At 70.9% G+C, this 18,062-nt stretch carries 12 protein-coding genes; 5 read left to right on the forward strand and 7 right to left on the reverse strand.

Translation table 11 applies throughout. The annotated features are described in order from the left end of the window. Window positions 1-13 precede the first annotated feature (13 nt). The 3 genes from JEQ17_RS24500 to JEQ17_RS24510 form a co-directional block, all read right to left on the reverse strand. Entirely contained in the window at window positions 14-1,546 is a 1,533-nt protein-coding gene (locus JEQ17_RS24500; protein ID WP_200397217.1) for a DEAD/DEAH box helicase, read from the reverse strand. 319 nt (window positions 1,547-1,865) lie between these two features. Beyond that, window positions 1,866-2,069, reverse strand: a complete 204-nt coding sequence (locus JEQ17_RS24505) for a cold-shock protein (RefSeq protein ID WP_055611897.1) — start codon at window positions 2,067-2,069, stop codon at window positions 1,866-1,868. Between the two features lie 305 nt (window positions 2,070-2,374). Continuing rightward, window positions 2,375-3,934 (reverse strand): alpha/beta hydrolase, encoded by a 1,560-nt coding sequence (locus tag JEQ17_RS24510; RefSeq protein ID WP_234048771.1) that lies wholly within the window; start codon window positions 3,932-3,934, stop codon window positions 2,375-2,377. 379 nt (window positions 3,935-4,313) lie between these two features. On the opposite strand from JEQ17_RS24510, the gene JEQ17_RS24515 reads away from it, so the two are divergent. Beyond that, complete coding sequence (locus tag JEQ17_RS24515) at window positions 4,314-4,925, forward strand: phosphoribosylanthranilate isomerase (RefSeq protein WP_200397218.1); 612 nt, start codon at window positions 4,314-4,316, stop codon at window positions 4,923-4,925. 46 nt (window positions 4,926-4,971) lie between these two features. Here the strand turns inward: JEQ17_RS24515 and JEQ17_RS24520 are convergent, their stop codons facing one another. After that, on the reverse strand, window positions 4,972-5,301 hold the full coding sequence (locus tag JEQ17_RS24520; protein ID WP_200397219.1) for an antibiotic biosynthesis monooxygenase family protein: 330 nt from the start codon (window positions 5,299-5,301) through the stop codon (window positions 4,972-4,974). A 303-nt stretch (window positions 5,302-5,604) separates the two neighbouring features. Here JEQ17_RS24520 and JEQ17_RS24525 point away from each other — a divergent pair, with 303 nt between their 5' ends. The 3 genes from JEQ17_RS24525 (at window position 5,605) to JEQ17_RS24535 (ending at window position 13,785) form a co-directional block, all read left to right on the forward strand. Beyond that, the gene (locus JEQ17_RS24525; RefSeq protein ID WP_325176280.1) at window positions 5,605-9,003 is read left to right on the forward strand and encodes a S8 family serine peptidase; all 3,399 of its coding nucleotides are present in this window, start codon (window positions 5,605-5,607) and stop codon (window positions 9,001-9,003) included. 224 nt (window positions 9,004-9,227) lie between these two features. Next, window positions 9,228-11,714 carry a SpoIIE family protein phosphatase gene (locus JEQ17_RS24530; protein ID WP_200397221.1) on the forward strand — a complete coding sequence of 829 codons (2,487 nt, stop codon included), beginning with the start codon at window positions 9,228-9,230 and terminating at the stop codon, window positions 11,712-11,714. Between the two features lie 118 nt (window positions 11,715-11,832). Further along, window positions 11,833-13,785, forward strand: a complete 1,953-nt coding sequence (locus JEQ17_RS24535; protein ID WP_200401693.1) for a glycoside hydrolase family 5 protein — start codon at window positions 11,833-11,835, stop codon at window positions 13,783-13,785. 11 nt (window positions 13,786-13,796) lie between these two features. Here JEQ17_RS24535 and JEQ17_RS24540 read toward each other — a convergent pair whose 3' ends face one another. The 3 genes from JEQ17_RS24540 to JEQ17_RS24550 are packed head-to-tail and all read right to left on the reverse strand — an operon-like array spanning window position 13,797 to window position 17,156. Further along, window positions 13,797-15,167: an MFS transporter gene (locus tag JEQ17_RS24540; RefSeq protein WP_200397222.1), complete on the reverse strand. Its 1,371-nt coding sequence runs from the start codon at window positions 15,165-15,167 to the stop codon at window positions 13,797-13,799. A 1-nt stretch (window position 15,168) separates the two neighbouring features. After that, window positions 15,169-16,125 carry an amidohydrolase family protein gene (locus JEQ17_RS24545; RefSeq protein WP_234048348.1) on the reverse strand — a complete coding sequence of 319 codons (957 nt, stop codon included), beginning with the start codon at window positions 16,123-16,125 and terminating at the stop codon, window positions 15,169-15,171. Between the two features lie 5 nt (window positions 16,126-16,130). Beyond that, window positions 16,131-17,156, reverse strand: a complete 1,026-nt coding sequence (locus JEQ17_RS24550; RefSeq protein WP_200397223.1) for an amidohydrolase family protein — start codon at window positions 17,154-17,156, stop codon at window positions 16,131-16,133. Window positions 17,157-17,339: 183 nt separating this feature from the next. Here JEQ17_RS24550 and JEQ17_RS24555 point away from each other — a divergent pair, with 183 nt between their 5' ends. Further along, window positions 17,340-18,062 carry a response regulator transcription factor gene (locus tag JEQ17_RS24555; protein WP_200397224.1) on the forward strand — a complete coding sequence of 241 codons (723 nt, stop codon included), beginning with the start codon at window positions 17,340-17,342 and terminating at the stop codon, window positions 18,060-18,062.

The following is an 18,062-nucleotide window of genomic DNA, read 5'->3' on the forward strand; positions in this document are numbered from 1 at the left end:
GGGGTGCCAGGACCTAGGCCGCCGCGCCGCTGGCGGACGGCCGCTGCGGTGTGCGGCGGGCCTCGCCGGTGGAACGGCCCTTGCCGCCGGTACGGCCGCGGCGGCCCCGGGACGAGGTGGAGGCGCCGCGCCGCGGGCGGTCCGCGACCGGAGCGGTGATGACGACCGGCACGCCCGAGGGGGCCTGGGCGCCCGTGATGCGGTTCAACTCCGCTTCGCCCGAACGCACTTGAGTGGTCTGCGGGGTGATGCCGGCGGCGGCCATCAGGCGGCTCATGTCGCGGCGCTGGTTGGGGGTCACCAGCGTGACGACGCTGCCGGACTCGCCCGCGCGGGCCGTACGGCCGCCGCGGTGCAGGTAGTCCTTGTGGTCGCTGGGCGGATCGACGTTCACGACCAGGTCGAGGTTGTCGACGTGGATGCCGCGGGCCGCGACGTTGGTCGCCACCAGCACCGTGACGTGTCCGGTCTTGAACTGGGTCAGGGTCCGTGTGCGCTGCGGCTGGGACTTGCCGCCGTGCAGGGCCGCGGCCCGGACGCCGCTGTTGAGCAGGTGCTCGGTCAGCCGGTCCACCGCGTGCTTGGTGTCCAGGAACATGAGGACCCGGCCTTCGCGCGCCGCGATCTCCGTGGTCGTCCGGTGCTTGTCCGCGCCGTGCACGTGGAGGACGTGGTGCTCCATCGTGGTGACCGCGCCCTGGGACGGGTCGACGGAGTGGACCACCGGGTCGGAGAGGTAGCGGCGGACCAGCAGGTCGACGTTGCGGTCGAGCGTGGCCGAGAACAGCATCCGCTGGCCCTCGGGCCGCACCTGGTTGAGCAGTTCGGTGACCTGGGGCATGAAGCCCATGTCGGCCATCTGGTCGGCCTCGTCGAGGACGGTGATGGCGACCTGGCCCAGCCGGCAGTCCCCGCGCTCGATGAGGTCCTTGAGCCGGCCCGGTGTCGCGACGACGACCTCGGCACCGGCACGCAGCGCGCCCGCCTGCCGGCCGATCGGCATCCCGCCGACCACCGTGGCGAGGCGCAGCGACAGGGAGCGGGCGTACGGGGTGAGCGCGTCGGTGACCTGCTGGGCCAGCTCGCGAGTGGGTACGAGGACGAGCGCCAGCGGCTGCCTCGGCTCGGCGCGCAGGCCCGCCGTACGGGCGAGGAGCGCGAGACCGAAGGCGAGGGTCTTGCCCGATCCGGTGCGGCCACGGCCCAGTACGTCACGACCCGCGAGGGAGTTCGGCAGGGTCGCTGCCTGGATCGGGAACGGCACGGTCACGCCCTCCCGGCCGAGCGCGGCCAGCAACTGCGCCGGCATGTCGAGCTCGGCGAACGCCTCGACGGCGGGCAGCGCGGGGGTGGTCGTCACCGGCAGTGCGAACTCGCCCTGCGGAGCGGACCGTTGACGGCTGTAGCCCTCGGAACGGCGCGAGCCACCGGAGTAGCCGCCGCCCCTTCCGGAGCCCGAACCGCCCGTGCGGCCTGAACCACCCGTGCGGGCGGAGCCTCCCGAACGGGTGCGGGAGAAGCGGTCGTTCGTGCGTGTGCGGTTCATGCGGAACCTTCCTTGATGAGGCACGTATCAAGGAATTCCCGCAGCAAATGAGCAGCGCAGAGAATTGCAAGAACGAGCCGAAGAGAATGGGGGGCCGAATCGGATCGGCGGGGAATGCTCGCGGGATACGTCGCTGAAGTACGAGGCGATATTCCGGCGGTGTGGCCGGGTATTCCGTGTGGGAGGGTCCGGCAGTATGTCAACCGGAGCGTCGGTCCGAGCATTCCCGAGGAGCTTGCGGGAGCGGTTCTTCCGGAAAGCAGCGAGCTGGGGCCCGCACCCCAAGGTGCGGGCCCCAGCTGCGAAGTACGCGTCAGCGTCAGGCGGGAACGATGTTCTCGGCCGTCGGGCCCTTCTGGCCCTGGGCGATGTCGAAGGTGACCTTCTGGCCCTCCTGCAGCTCGCGGAAGCCCTGGGCGGCGATGTTCGAGTAGTGGGCGAAGACGTCGGCGCCGCCGCCGTCCTGCTCGATGAAGCCGAAGCCCTTTTCCGCGTTGAACCACTTCACGGTGCCTGCAGCCATGTTGAATCTCCTTCGGGGGTGCGTCGGAATCCACAACTTGTGAACTCCGAGTCGCTGTGATGATCGCCCCGTCTTAAAGATTTCGGGAACCACAACTGCAACTGAGATCGAGAGTAGCACGCTGCGGTCGGGCATGTGCGGAGGATAATTCTGCTCTGCCTGTCGAGGAAGGAATGTTCATCGCGCGTCGTGTTCATTTCTTACTTCGCGGGCACAGATATTGACGCGCGAGGGGCGCCGGGCCGTGGAGGGCCCGACGCCCCGGGCGTCGATCGATGTCGGTCAGCGTAGGCCTGCCGAGTGGCTCAGCGCAGCGAGCCGAGCCGGTCGAGGCGCTCGTTGACGCCGTTGCGGAGCTCACCGAGCGTCGTGCCGGGCGGGGCCACCTTGGGCGTGACGGTCGGCGGCTGGGTCTCGTCCGCGCAGGTCGTGCCCTTGGCCGGGACCTTCAGGTCCACCAGGTAACTCGTGACCGCGTCCGTCGCGCAGGCACTCCGCCCGAAGGCGGTGTGTCCCTCCGCCTTGAACGTGAGCAGCGAGGCGTTGTCGAGCTGCCGGGACAGCGCCACCGCGTCCTGGTAGGGGGTGTCCGGGTCGCCGGTGGTGCCGAGGACGAGGATCGGCTTGGAGCCCTTGGCACGGTAGGAGCCGTCGTAGCGGCTGACGCGCTCGCCGGGCCACTGGGTGCAGGCCGTGGCGTGCTGGTGGTCGTAGGTCGGCGGGCCGAAGGCCATGGCCGGGCCGAGCAGCGGCGCGGCCTTGGCGTAGGCCGTGACGTTCCGCTTCAGCAGGGCCTGGTCGCGCGGGTAGTCCCGGTCGACGCACTCGACGACCACGTTCGGAACGAGGAAGTCGAAGCTGCCCGGGGACGGCGGACGCAGCAGGAACGAGGTGTTGTCGCGCTGCTGGGCCTTGCGCAGGGCCTCGCCGAACGCGGGCCAGATGACCTTGCCCTCGTTGATGTTGAACATCAGCCGGTAGACCAGGGTGTAGCCGTTGGCCTTGCCGCCGTTGGCGGTCGGCACCGGGTTGGCGTCCAGGTCGCTCTTGAGCTTCTCGAACGCCGCCCGGGGGTCGCCGTCACCGAACCCGCAGGTGGCCTGGTCGGCCTTGCACCAGTCGAGGAAGCGGCTCATCGCGCCGTCCAGGGCCAGGTACTGGGGCTTGTCGTAGGAGTACGGCTGGTTGGCGTAGTGCACCGGGTCGTACGCCCCGTCGAGCGCGAGGGCGCGCACGCGCTTCGGGAACAGTGCGGCGTAGACCGTACCGATGTACGTGCCGAACGACCGCCCGTAGTAGGTGAGTTGCTCCTCGCCCAGGGCCTGGCGCAGCAGGTCGATGTCACGGGCGACGTACTCGGTGCCGACGAACGGCAGCAGGCCGGCCGACTTGTCCGTGCAGGCCTGGTTGAACTCGGCGGCCTCGCGCAGGGCCGGGCCGAAGGCGTCGGGGCCCGGGGCGCCCTTCGCGTCGGTGACGGCCTTGGTGTACCGCGTGTCGTCCCAGCATTCGAGCGCCGAGCTGCGCGCGACGCCTCGTACGTCGTATCCGAAGACGTCGAACGAGTCGCGCAGGGCGGCCGGCAGGTCGTCGTAGTTGCCGCGGACGAAGTCCACGCCGGAGTTGCCCGGTCCGCCGGGCTGCATGAAGAGCGTGCCCTTGCGCTTCGTCTGGTCGGCGGCCTTCTTGCGGATGACCGCCAGGGTGATCTTGCGGCCCTCGGGTGCCCGGTAGTCCAGCGGCACATCGGCGTTCGCACATTCGAAGCCGCCCTGGCAGTCGGTCCAGGAGAGGGTCGGAACCGGCGGGGCCGGCAGCTTGACCGTCGAGGCGGTCGCTGTCGTCGGGTCCGTCTGGGCGGCCATCGCCTGGGCCCCCGACCCGGCGACGACGAGTGCGGTCACCGCGGCCGCGGCGATCCTCAGGCGCGTGAGCCCCTTCCGCGCCCCGGTGCCGGACTCGCGTCTCGGCCGACGCGTCGAGCGGCCGTCCCGGCCGGGCAAGACATGATCGTGCGTTGTCACTGCGTGGTTCCCCTCGGACTGGTGTGACACCAAGAACCCACTGGTCAATGTGAGTTCGGAGAATTTCTAGCTCACCCGGACAGGGAATGGCCAGAAAAGCCGACCATGTTGCCGCCGTTCAGCCGGATCTCCACAACCGGTGGTGGCTGTCCCGGTACGGGTCGGCACCCGTGACCGGCCCCGGACACGGCGGGCTGCCCGGATACGGCAGGCTGGGGGAGTGAGCAGCTCCCTCTTCATCAAGATCTGTGGCCTGAAGACCGAGCGGGACGTGGACACGGCCGTCGAGGCGGGTGCCGACGCGATCGGCTTCGTCTTCTCGGCCAGCCCGCGCCGCATCGACGCGGCCACGGCGGCGCGGCTGTGCGCCCGCGTGCCGGAGAACGTCCTGACGGTCGGTGTCTTCCGCGACGAGCCCCTGCGGGACGTACGGTCCCTGGCCACCGACTCGGGCATCCGGGCCGTCCAGCTGCACGGGCCCGAGGACCGCGGCTACTACGCCGACCTCGCGGCGGGCGGTTGGACACTGATCCGCGCCGCGGCCTTCGGTGAACCCGCCCCGCGCCACGGGGAGATGGGCGAGGACATCCTCCTCCTGGACGCCCCCGTGCCCGGCTCAGGCATCGCCTGGGACTGGTCGAGCAAACCCCTCGCAGGACCGGGCGAGAAGTGGCTCCTGGCCGGCGGCCTCACCCCGACCAACGTCCGCACGGCCGTGGACGCCACCTCCCCCTGGGGCATCGACGTCTCCAGCGGCGTGGAGCAAACCCGGGGAGTCAAGGACCCCGCCCTCATCAGGGCGTTCATCAGGGCCGCCCGCACCCGGTCCTGACACGCGCGGTCCGCAAGCGGCAGCGCCCCCCCCGCCGCCGCCCGCGTCAGTCCTGCTTGGGCGCTGCCTGCTGGACCACCTCGAAGGTCCACAGGGTCGAGTCCGTTGCGGCGGGCTTCGGGCGTTCGCCGCCGGTGGTGGCGCTGTCACGGTGTGCGGCCTGGCCACGTCCGGACATCCAGTTCTGGAAGTCCTCCTCGGCGCGCCAGCGCGTGTAGACGAGGTAGGAGTCGGTGCCCTCCACCGGGCGCAGCAGCTCGAACCACTCGAACCCGTCCGAGCTGTCCACGGTCCCGGCGCGAGAGGCGAACCGCTTCTCCAGCGTCTCGCGCTGCTCTTCGGGAACCGTGAGTACGTTGATCTTGACGATGCTCATGCCCCCCATTCTCCAGCAGTCGGCACAGCGGCCGATGGCGGGCCGCGCCCGACCCTGGTGCTCGGCCCGGCGCGCACCCTCTGTGCCCACCTGCGGCGCCCCACCCCGGCCACCTCCTGACGCCTCGTCAGAAATAAATCGGATGTCTTGACAACCTGATGACTACCCGCCCCGTCTCTATGGCGAGTCGTTGGGCGTACGGGTGAGGCGTCGGGGTTTCCGGCGTCGCGGGACGGCTCCTGTCCGATGGTCCAAGTGTCAGGAGTTCAGGTGGAGTTACGTGCGAGACCCTTACGTTCCGTCGTGGCGGCAGGGGCGGTTTCGACCGTCCTTCTGCTGGCCGGTGTCCCTGGCGGGACGGCCCAGGCCGCGCCCGCGGGTGACCCGGCCGACGGGCGTTCCGGGACGATGGCCGAGAGGGCGAGCGGCGTCGGCAAGGTCCAGAAGGTGAGGACGGTGACGCTGGTCACCGGCGACCGGGTCAGGCTGGACGGCGCCGGCCAGGTCACCGGGGTGGAGCGGGCCAAGGGCCGGGAGCGGGTTCCCTTCTCGGTCCGGGTGGTCGACGGACACACCCAAGTGGTGCCGGGCGACGCGCAGTTGCTGCTCGCGCAGGGCAAGCTGGACGCCCGGCTGTTCGACGTGACGCAGTTGCTGGCGGACGGCTACGACGACGCCGGCCGGTCCGACCTGCCGCTGATCGTCACGTTCCGGGGGAAGAAGGCGCCCTCGATGACCCCGTTCAGCGGGGCCGGGGCGAAGATCGGCCGGGCGCTTCCGGTCGTCAACGGCAAGTCGATGCGTGCCGTGAAGAAGCGCGGCGCCGAGTTCTGGGACGCCGTGACCGCCACCGGCGGCAAGGGTGACGGAACGACGGAGTTCACCGAATCGACCGCCGTCGAGAAGCTGTGGCTGGACGGCAGGCGCAAGGCGAGCCTCGACAGGAGCGTCCCGCAGATCGGCGCGCCGACCGCCTGGGCAGCCGGTTACGACGGCACCGGCACCGAGGTCGCCGTCCTGGACACTGGGATCGACACCACCCACGCCGACCTGGCGGGCCGGGTGATCGAGGAGCAGGACTTCTCCGGCTCCTCCGGCACCGGCGACAAGTTCGGCCACGGCACGCACGTGGCGTCCATCACGGCCGGTACGGGTGCCAGGTCCGGCGGCAAGTACAAGGGCGTCGCCCCGGGTGCGAAGCTGCTGAACGGCAAGGTCCTGGACGACACCGGCTTCGGCTCGGACTCCGGGATCATCGCGGGCATGGAGTGGGCGGTGGCGCAGGGCGCCGATGTCGTCAACCTCAGCCTCGGCGGCACGGACATGCCCGGCGTCGACCCGCTGGAGGAGACGGTCAACCGGCTCTCCGCCGAGAGCGACGCGCTCTTCGTCGTCGCCGCGGGCAACGACGGGGAGTTCGGCGAGCGGACGGTCGGCTCGCCCGGCAGCGCCGAGGCCGCGCTGACCGTGGGCGCGGTCGACAAGGCCGACGGGCTCGCCGGCTTCTCCAGCCGTGGCCCGCTGGTCGGCGACGGCGGGGTCAAGCCCGATCTGACCGCACCCGGCGCCGCCATCACGGCGGCCGCTGCCACCGGCAGCTTCCTGGAGGAGCAGTACCCCTCCGACGTGCCCGGGTATCTCACCATCGACGGCACCTCCATGGCGACCCCGCACGTCGCGGGCGCCGCCGCCATCCTGGCCCAGCAGCACCCGGACTGGACCGGCGAGCGCCTCAAGGCGGTCCTCACCGGCTCCGCGAAGCCGGGTGCGTACAGCTCCTTCCAGCAGGGCACCGGCCGTACCGACGTGGTCCGGGCGCTGGAGCAGAGCGTCGTCAGTGAGCAGCAGTCGATCGGCTTCGGCACCCAGCAGTGGCCGCACGGCGACGACACCCCGGTGACCAAGCAGGTGACGTACCGCAACCTCGGTACGGAGCCGGTCACCCTGGATCTGTCCGCCGACGCCTACTCGGTGGACGGCAAGCCCGCCGCCGAGGGCATGTTCGCCGTGTCGCCCGGGCGGCTCACGGTTCCGGCGGGCGGCGAGGCGAGCGCCTCCGTCACCGCCGACACCCGCGCCGGCGGCGCCGACGGCTCCTTCGGCGGCTCGGTGGCCGCCGTCTCGGCCGACGGCAAGGTCCAGGTGCGTACCGCCGTCGGGGTGGAGCGCGAGGTCGAGTCGTACGACCTGACGGTCAGGCACCTCGATGAGAACGGCGAGCCGGTCGGCGACGCCGCCACCCAACTCAGCGCCATCCACAGCGACTTCTACGCCGAGCTTGCCGACGAGCAGGACGGCGAGCTCACCGTGCGGGTGCCCAAGGGCGTCTACACCCTGAGCGGCGTGATCCATCCCTCGTACGACGCCGCCACGCACGCCGTGCTGGTGCAGCCGATGCTGAACGTGGACAAGGACACCACCGTCGCCGTCGACGCCCGGCAGGCGCGGCCGGTGGACATCACCGTGCCCGACGCGGCGGCGAAGAACACCGAGGCCACGGTCGTCTACACCTACGACCGCGGTGGTGAACTGAGCCCGGGCAACCTCCAGTTCCTGGTGCCCACCTTCCAGGGCACGCGGTTCGGGCAGCTCGGACCCGACGAGTCCGCGGGCGACATGTCCGCCGTGTTCGTCGGCGACTGGACCCGCACGGACGACGCGGGCCGGCCGGTCACCTACCACCTGGCCTGGAACCGGGCCGGCCGGCTGGACGGCTTCACCGCCGACGTCCGGCAGGACCAGCTCGCCAAGGTCGACACCCAGGTGGGCGTGCCCGTCGAGGGCAGAGGCGTCCAGTTCGAGGCGTCCGCGCACACAGCCGACGGCGACCTGGTCCTCAGCTACAACGACCTGCGCGCCGACCTGCCGCTGAGCACCACGGAGTACGTCCTCGACAACGACGTCAAGTGGTCCTTCCGCTCATGGCAGATGTTCGGCGAGGGCCGCGACAGGGTCTCGGAGAGCTTCCTGATGCGGATGCCGAGGACCTGGCGGGCCGGACGGAGCTACACCGAGCGGTTCAACGTCGGCGTCTTCGGCCCGACCATGCCCGCCGCGGGCGACCTCGGACCGGAGCGGGGACTCCCCGGAGTCGTGCGGTACGGGAACGTCATCAGGGCCTTCACACCGCTGTTCGGCGACGGCTCCGGCCACTGGGGCCTCAGCGACTACACCTCGGTGACGAGCTCGCTCCAGGCGGACGGCAGGGAGATACCCGACGACTACGGCTACTCGCCGATCGACCTCACCGAGTACACCGTCCCCGCCAAGGACAGCGTGTACAAGCTGACGGTGGACGCCTCACGTGATCCCGCGGTGTTCCCGGTCAGCACCCGTGTCCGGACGGAGTGGACCTTCCGTTCCGCGACCACTCCCGAGGACGGCACGACCGCGCTTCCGCTGTCGGTGGTCAACTTCTCGCCCGAACTGAGCCTGTCCAGCACGGCGAAGGCGGGCAAGCGGTTCGAGGTCCCCTTCACCGTCGGGGGTGCGGCCGGCGGCAAGCGTCCCGCCGAGCTCGCCTTCGAGGTCTCGTACGACGGGGGCACCACCTGGCAGCCCGCCAAGGCCGTCGGCGGCACGCACCTCTCCCTGAAGCACCCGGCGAAGGCGGGTTCGGTCTCCCTCCGGGCCAAGCTGACGGACCGGGCCGGCAACACCCTGGTCCAGACGATCGAGCGCGCCTACAACACCACCCTGTGACCCCGTAACCCTCTGTTTCACGCACCCGGCCTCGCCCGGGGTGGTGTCACCACCGCCCCGGGCGAGGCTGTTCATGAGGTGTACGTCGACTGGCGTAAATAAGATGAAATGTGAAAATACAGGGCAGGCCCAGAGGTGTGGGGTCTCGGGCACGGAGGCGGAGCGTGCCCACGTGCCGGGAGTCACGCGAGGTGGAGAGCGCAACGAGAGCGAGATGAGTGGTCATGGAGCGGCGTGCCGTCGACGACCAGGAATCGAGTCCGGGCCGCGACGGCGCGGGCGGTGCACTCACGGCACGCGCCACCGTCGACGAACACGGGGTGGTGACCGGATGGAACGCCGGCGCCGAACGGCTGCTCGGGTACTCGCCGGCGCAGATTCTGGGCCGGCCGGCGGCCTCGCTGCTCGCCGAGGTGCCCGCGGCGGGCGGCCTCCCGCCCTTCTCGGAGCTGCCGAGATGGCACGGCAAGCTGGTCCTGCGACACCTTGACGGGCACCACGTGGAGGCCAGGGTCCTCGCCCACCACAGGACGCCGGACGGGGCGCAGGCAGGAGTGCGGGAGGGGGTGCCGGACGCCTCGGCGCGCGGCTGGCTCCTCGTCTCCGCCGTCGACGGGGCCGCACACGCCCGGGCCGACGACGACGCGCTCGTGCGGCGGGGCTTCCTCGACTCCCCGTGCTGCTCGACCTCGGTCTACGACACGGACCTGCGTTTTCGCCGGTCCACGCAGTCGGGGCGGGGCGTGCTGGGCATGAGCGACGACGACCTGCGCGGGCTGAGGCTGACGGACGTGCTCGACGATCCGGTGGCGGAGAAGGTCGAGCGGGCGATGCGGCGGGTCCTGGAGACCGGCGAGACGCAGTATCTGGAGAACCACGCGCTCGCCCCGGGCGAGGGCCGCGAACACGCGTGGTCGGTCCACCTCTACCGGCTGGCCGACCCGGACGGCCGCGTCCTGGGCGTGGCGTCCACCGGGCACGACATGACGGAGCAGTACTGGGCCAGAAAGCGTCTCCAGCTGATCGCGGAGGCCGGCACCCGGATCGGCAGCACGCTCGACGTGACACGGACCGCGCAGGAGCTGGCGGGCGTGGCCGTGCCGGACCTCGCCGACTTCGTCAGCGTCGACCTCCTGGCGTCCCTCGACGACCAGCCCGAACAGCCCCCGGGACCGCTGGGGGCGGGCGACTCCCTCGCGCTGCGGCGCATCGCCCACGAGTCCGTGCATCCGGGCGTCCCGGAGGCGGTCGTCGCCCTGGGCGAGGTGGACACGTACCCCGAGGGCTCCCCGCCGGCGGAGAGTCTGCGGACGGGACGTGCCGTGCTGCACCAGGTGGACGAGGCGGCGATCGTCGACTGGGTGGCCGATGACCCGCTCAGGTCCGCCCGGATCCGCGAGTTCGGCTTCCACTCGGCGATAACCGTGCCCCTGTCGGCGCGCGGCACCACCCTGGGCGTCGTCGCCTTCGCCCGGCACCGGAACCCCGACCCGTTCAAACAGGACGACCTGGTCCTGGCCGAGGAACTGGCGGCCCGGGCGGCGGTCTGCATCGACAACGCGCTGCGCTACACCCGCGAACGGAGCACGGCCGTCACCCTGCAGCGCAGTCTGCTGCCGCAGGGCCTGCCCGAGCAGGCCGCGGTGGAGGTCGCCTCCCGCTACCTCCCGGCCGGTGCCCGGGCCGGTGTGGGCGGGGACTGGTTCGACGTGATCCCGCTGTCCGGCACCAGGGTGGCGCTGGTCGTGGGCGACGTCGTGGGCCACGGCATCCACGCCTCGGCGACCATGGGCAGACTGCGTACCGCCGTACGCACGCTCGCGGACATCGATCTGCCTCCCGACGAACTGCTCACCCACCTCGACGACCTGGTCGGCCGCCTGGCCACCGAGGCGGAGGGCGTGGAGCCGTCCGCCGCCGTGGGGGAGAGCCCAGGCGTCGGAGCGACCTGTCTGTACGCCGTGTACGACCCCGTCTCCCGCCGGTGCACCCTCGCCAGGGCCGGGCATCCCCCGCCGGCCGTGGTGAGCCCGGACGGCACGGTGGAGCTGCTCGACCTGCCCGCGGGGCCTCCGCTGGGCCTGGGCGGCCTGCCCTTCGAGTCCCTCGACACCGAACTGCCGGAGGGAAGCCTGCTCGCCCTCTACACCGACGGCCTGATCGAGTCCCGCGACACCGACCTCGACGAGGGCACCGCACGGCTGCGCCGCGCCCTCGCGGCTCCCGCGGCCTCCCTCGACGCGCTGTGCGACTCCGTCCTGGCGGACGTGCTCCCCCGGCGGCCCACCGACGACGTGGCCCTGCTCGTCGCCCGCACCCGGGCGCTCGACGCCGACCGGGTCGCGGCCTGGGACGTGACCCCGGAACCGTCCGCCGTCTCCGAGGTCCGCAAGAACGCCCTGCGCCGACTGGCGGACTGGGGTCTGTCCGACGCCGCCTTCGTCACCGAACTGGTCGTCAGCGAACTGGTCACCAACGCCATCCGGCACGCCACACCCCCCATCCAGCTGCGCCTCATCCACGACCGGACCCTCATCTGCGAGGTCTCGGACGCCAGCAGCACGGCACCCCACATGCGCCGCGCCCGTACGTACGACGAGGGCGGCCGCGGTCTCCTCCTGGTCGCCCAGCTGACCCGGCGCTGGGGCACCCGCCCCACCTCCACGGGCAAGACGATCTGGGCGGAACAGAGCGTGGAGCCGGATCCGTGACCCACGAGGCCCGACATCCACACCCGTAGGCCTGGACCAATACGGCCCCATCCCCCATGATGACGCTGGCATGACAAAGGCAGTCATGGCAAAGACAGTGTCGTCCTCGGGATTCGGGATGGTGACCGTGCGCGGATCCTTCGTCGGGGCGGCTCTGACCGCCGTACTCCTGCTGGCACCCCTGACGCCCGTTCCGGCGGCCGCGGCGCCACGGGATTCCGCGCCCGGGAGCGCGGCCGACTCCGAGGCCGCGACGACCGCCACGGCCGTCAAGGCCGCCGCGGACTGGTCGGCGCCGCTCAGCACGCGGGGCCGCTGGATCGTCGACGCGGACGGCGACCGCTTCAAGCTGAGGTCCGGCAACTGGCACGGCGCCAGCGGCACTTGGAACGGTTCGGGAAGCGTGGACGAGGACGCCAACCACCACGCGGGGGAGAACTCCGGCCGGACACCGCTCGGCCTGGACCGGGCCCCCATGGCCGAGATCATCGCCGGTTTCCAGGAGATCGGGATCAACAGCGTCCGGCTGCCGTTCTCCAACGAGATGGTCCACGACGGCGTGCCCGTCAAGGACGACGCGGTCGCCGCGAACCCGTCCCTGCGCGGCCTGACCCCGCTCCAGGTCTACGACGCGGTGGTACGCGAACTCACCGCCGCGGGCCTCGCCGTGATCCTCAACAACCACACCAACACGACCCGTTGGTGCTGCGGAGTCGACGGCAACGAACGCTGGAACGCGAGCCGGTCGGCCGCGGACTGGGAGAGCGACTGGCTCTTCATGGCCCGCCGCTACAAGGACAACAAGCGTGTCGTCGGCGCCGATCTCTACAACGAGGTCCGCCGCAACATCTGGGACGACCCCAACTGGGGCCTCGGCGACGACCACGACTGGTTCGCCGCCTCCCAGCGCGTGGGCGACCGCATCCTGACGGAGGCCAACCAGGACCTCCTCATCATCGTCGAGGGCATCAACTGGACCGGCATCCCCATCGACGGCTTCGCACACGAACGCCCCACCCTGGAGCCCGTACGCCGTCTCTCGCACACCCTCGTCGACTCCGGCAAGCTCGTGTACTCCGCCCACTTCTACGACTACACCGGCCCGAACCACAGCGGCGCCACGGGGACGGGCGAGACGACCGACCCCCGCTACCGCGACTTCAGCCCCGCCGAACTGATCGCCGTACTGAACCGCCAGGCGTTCTTCGTCACCGAGGAACAGGACCAGCACTTCACGGCCCCCGTCTGGATCAGCGAGTTCGGCGTCGGCGGCCGTGAGGAGACGGGCGCCAAGCCGCGTGCCTGGTTCGAGAACTTCGTCGACCAACTGATCCGCACCGACGCCGACTTCGCGTACTGGCCGCTCGTCGGGTGGCACGAGAACCGCCGGGGCAACGGCTGGGCCCTGCTGCACTGGGACTCGGCGGGCCACCGCATGGGCGTGAACGACGGCGACGACTGGCGGGCCGCGGCCTGGAACCGACTCGTCCGGGCTTCCGGCCGTACGGGCCAGGTCGCCCCCGTGACGGAGTGGTCGATGCTCAGCCCCGACCACGGCGACTTCGTCGCCTCCCGCCGGATGCGCGCGCTCCCCGACTGGGACTCAGGCGCCCGCAAGGCGGTCTGCCCCGACGGACAGCGCCTCCTCGGCCTCGGCCACACGGGCAACCGGGGCCTGTGCTCCGACGTGACCGCCGGCGCGCTGTGGGCCCCGGCGGGCGGACACGAGGTGGTCAGGGACGAACGGCACGTCACCCCGGACTGGGCCTCCGGATACACCAAACTCCAGTGCCCCGCCGGCCAGTTCCTCACCGGCTACAGCGTCCGAGGCTCCGCCGTCTCGGCCGCCCTGTGTGCGGCGGCCCCCGCGGGGAGGCTCGGCACGGCCGGCCGTACGGTCTGGTTCGACCGGGGCGACAACAGGGGTTCGGCCCCCAAGGGCGGCGACTTCGCGAGCGGCCACTACAAGGGCCAGTGCGCGACCGACGAGTACGCGGCCGGGATCGCGTACACCGGCCGCGTCGGCTCGGCCCGGACCCCGGACGCGCTGTACTGCCGGAAACTCGCCTGAGCCGCCGGGGCTCAGGCCGGGACGCCCGCACGTTGCCGCTCCGCCTCCGCGAGGCGTGCCGAGCGGGTCAGCGGGCCGAAGACGGCCAGTACGATCGCGCCCACCAGCCAGGTGCCGGCGATGAAGTAGAAGACGCTCTGGTAGCCGTGGCCGTTGTAGAGCGCCGCGACGATCAGCGGACCGGCGGCGTTCGACAGCCGGCCGAAGCCGTAGGAGACGCTCGTCCCCAGCGAGCGGCCCCGGGTGTCGAAGAGCTCGGGTGAGTAGGCGTACGCGAGGGCCGTGTAGCCGCGCTCGAAGAGGTTCACCAGGAAGCCGAACACGATGATGAGGACCGGGTTGAACGTGAGCCCGTACAGCAGACCGCAGGCCGCGATCACCGTGCCGAAGGCGACCAGGCACCACTTGCGCTCGAACCGGTCGGTGACCAGCGACGCCAGATAGCAGCCGAGCGGTGCGCCGACCGTGGTCAGGGCCACGTAGAAGACGGACTTCTCGACGCTGAAGCCCTCCTTGGCCAGCAGGGTGGGCGCCCAGCTGGAGTAGCCGAAGAAGCCGATGGTCTGTGTCATCCACAACACCGTGAGCAGCAGCGTCGGGTACAGGTACTTCTTCTGCAGGAGCAGGCGGAGTGGCGCCTTCGTCGACGGCGTTTCGTCGACCGGGGGCGCGGGCTCGGGAAGAGGGCCCTTCTCCGCGACGACGCTCGCCTCGATCTCCCTCAGGACAGCGTCCGCCTCGGCGTGCTCGCCCCTGCTCTCCAGCCAGCGGGGTGACTCCTTGAGGTGCCGGGTGAACAGGACGAGCAGGATGCCCAGGGAGCCCCAGATGTAGACCAGCCGCCACGACCAGTCGGTGAGCGGCACGACCGCGCTGGCGATGAGGTTGGTGACGGGCGTGCCGCAGATGCCGATGACGATCGCGTACGCCTGGTACTTGCCGCGGATCGCCGACGGATACATCTCGTTGATGTAGACGACTCCCACGACGGTCATCGCAGACAGGCCGGCCGAGGTCAGGACACGGAACACACCGAGGGACACGAGGTCCCAGGAGAACGCCGCCGCGAACGAGAAGACGCCGAAGAACATCGTCGTCCACAGCAGGGCCCGCTTGCGGCCCCACCGGTCGGAGATGGACCCGGCGACGATCGCCCCGATGAACATGCCGACGAACGAGAGGGAGGTGACATAGGCGACCTGGTCGACCGTCAGGCCCCACAGCTTGATCAGTTTCGGCGCGGTGGTGGCGAAGCTGTTGATGTCCGCGAACTCGAAGAAGTAGGCGAAGGCGATGGCGAGGAGGGTGACCTTGTGGAACCGGGAGACCGGAAGGCGGTCCAGCCGGTTCAGTGCGTTGGAGTGCGCGTTGGAGTGCTGCATGTCAGAAGTCCTCGCCGGGCCAGTACAGGCCCATCGGGTTGGCGACCAGGAGCTTGTGCCGCTGCTCGTCGGTGACCGCCACCTGCGGCAGGTGGTCGACGAGGAGGCCGTCGTCCGGCATGTGGTCGGTGAGGTTGGGGTGGGGCCAGTCGGTCCCCCACAGCACCCGGTCGGGGAACTCCTCCACCGCACGGCGGGCGAAGGGGACGACGTCGGTGTAGGCGTGCCGTTCGCCGTCCAGCGCGGCGGGTCCGGTCACGCTGAGGCGCTCGGGACAACTCACCTTCACCCACACGTCGTTGGCGTCCACGAAGCGCAGGAACCGGGTGAACTGTGGCCCGTCCACCGGCTGGGTCACGTCCGGGCGTCCCATGTGGTCCACCACCAGAGGAACGGGCAACGACCCGAAGAACCCCTCCAGTTCGGGCAGATCGGCGCTCTCGAAGTAGAGGACGACATGCCATCCCAGCGGGGCGACCTTCTTCGCGATCGTGTGCAGGTCGTCCGCGGGTGAGGTGTCGACCAGCCGCCGTACGAAGTTGAAGCGCACTCCGCGCACACCGGCCGCGTCGAGTGCGAGCAGCTCACGCTCGCCGATGTCCGGACGGACGGTCGCGATGCCACGCGCCCTGCCGTCGGCCGCCCGGACGGCGTCGACCATCGCGGAGTTGTCCGCGCCGTGGCAGGTGGCCTGCACGATGACGTTCCGGGCGACGCCCAAGTGGTCCCGGAGCGCGAACAGTTGATCCTTGCCGCCGTCGCAGGGCGTGTACTTCCGTTCCGGCGCGAAGGGGAACTCGGCCTGCGGGCCGAAGACATGGCAGTGCACGTCCACGGTCCCGGGCGGGAGTCGGAGGGTTGGCCTGGACGGATTCTCGTACCAGTCCAGCCACCCGGGGGTCTTGGGGGAGAGGGGGGCCCGGGGGGTTTCGGAGGTCCCGGAGGAGGGAGCGCTCATGTGTCTCACCGGCCCTGGCGCTTCAGCAGGGCGTCCAGGCGGGGATACACCGCGCGGGCGTTGTGCTCCTGGACCGCCGCCAGGTCGTCCGCGGGGAGGTTCGCCGCCTCCGCGTACCGGCGCGTGTCGTCGAAGTGGTGGCCGGTGCACGGATCGATGTCACGGACCGCGCCGATCATCTCCGAGGCGAAGAGGATGTTCCGGGCCGGGATCACGTCGTACAGCAGGTCCGAGCCGGGCTGGTGGTACACGCAGGTGTCGAAGTAGACGTTCCCCAGGACGTGTTCCTCCAGCGGAGGCTTGCCGAGCGCCATCGCCAGGCCCCGGAAGCGGCCCCAGTGGTAGGGGACGGCACCGCCGCCGTGCGGGATGACGAGGCGCAGGGTCGGGAAGTCGGCGAACAGGTCGCCCTGGACCAGCTGCATGAACGCCGTGGTGTCGGCGTTGAGATAGTGCGCGCCGGTGGTGTGGAAGGCGGGGTTGACGCTCGTGCTGACGTGGACCATCGCCGGGATGTCGTACTCCACCATCTTCTCGTAGAGGGGGTACCACGAGCGGTCCGTCAGCGGCGGCGCGGTCCAGTGGCCTCCCGAGGGATCGGGGTTGAGGTTCACGGCCACGGCGCCGAACTCCTCGACACAGCGGGTGAGTTCGGGGACGCAGGTGGCGGGGTCGACGCCCGGCGACTGCGGAAGCATCGCGGCGGGCACGAAGCGCTCGGGGTACAACCGGCTGACGCGGAAGCAGAGTTCGTTGCAGATGGCCGCCCAGGCGGCGGAGGTCCCGAAGCCCCCGATGTGGTGGGCCATGAACGAGGCGCGGGGCGAGAAGACCGTCAGGTCGATGCCGCGCTCGTCCATCAGCCGCAACTGGTTCGGCTCGATGGTCTCGCGCAGCTCGTCGTCGCCGATGCGCAGGTCCGTACGTGCGGGGGCGGCCGACGGGTCGGTGAGTGAGGCGATCTGCCGGTTGCGCCACCCCTCCAGGGCAGGCGGGGCGGTCGTGTAGTGACCGTGACAGTCGATGATCATTTGCGGCGTCCTTCTCAGCGGGCTGCTGGGTGCCGTGCAGCCTGGCGCCGCCCCGCACGGGCCGACGAGAGGCCCGGACGCAGAACTAACCTCCCCTTAACACTCCGGCGGGCGCGTGCTCGGTGTGGTCTACATTCGGCGGACGGGAGTGGCCGGAAGTGGCCGGAAGGAGGTGCGTGCAGGATGCAGATACTGCTGGCCGAGGACGACGACGGCGTGGCCGCGGCGCTCGTGGAGGTCCTGTACGACCACGGTCACGTCACCAGACGGGTCCGGTACGGCAGGGATGTACTGACCTACCACCGCAGCTCCGACCTGCTGCTTCTCGACCTGGGCCTGCCCGACACCGACGGTCTGGACGTGCTGCGAGCCCTGCGGGCGGTGAGCGACATGTCGGTGGTGGTGCTGACCGCCCGCGGCGACGAGCGCTCTGTCGTGCGCGGCCTGCGGCTCGGGGCCGACGACTATCTCGTCAAGCCGGTACGTCTCGCCGAGCTGCTCGCGCGGATCGACGCCGTCACCCGGCGGAACGCGGCGAAGGGCATTTCCGCCGTACGAACGGGCGCTTCCGCCGTCCGGACGGTCCGTGCCGGTGACGTCTCGGTGGACCTCGACGCACGCCGGGTCAGGGTCGGCGGGACGGAGGTCGAGCTGACCACCAAGGAGTTCGACATCCTCGCGGTGCTGGCCGGGCGCGCGGGCAAGGCGGTCAGCCGCGAGCAGCTCCTGGACGAGGTGTGGGGCGACGCCCGGCACGCCGTGTCCCGCTCCCTGGACGTCCACCTCACCCAGCTGCGCGCCAAGCTGTGCCGCCCCGAGCTGCTCACCACGATCCGGGGCTTCGGCTACCGCTTCGGGGACCTCGGCTTCGGGGACCCCGGGAACCTCCGCGATTCCGGGGCCTGA

The organism is Streptomyces liliifuscus, assembly GCF_016598615.1.
Classification (GTDB): Bacteria; Actinomycetota; Actinomycetes; order Streptomycetales; family Streptomycetaceae; genus Streptomyces; species Streptomyces liliifuscus.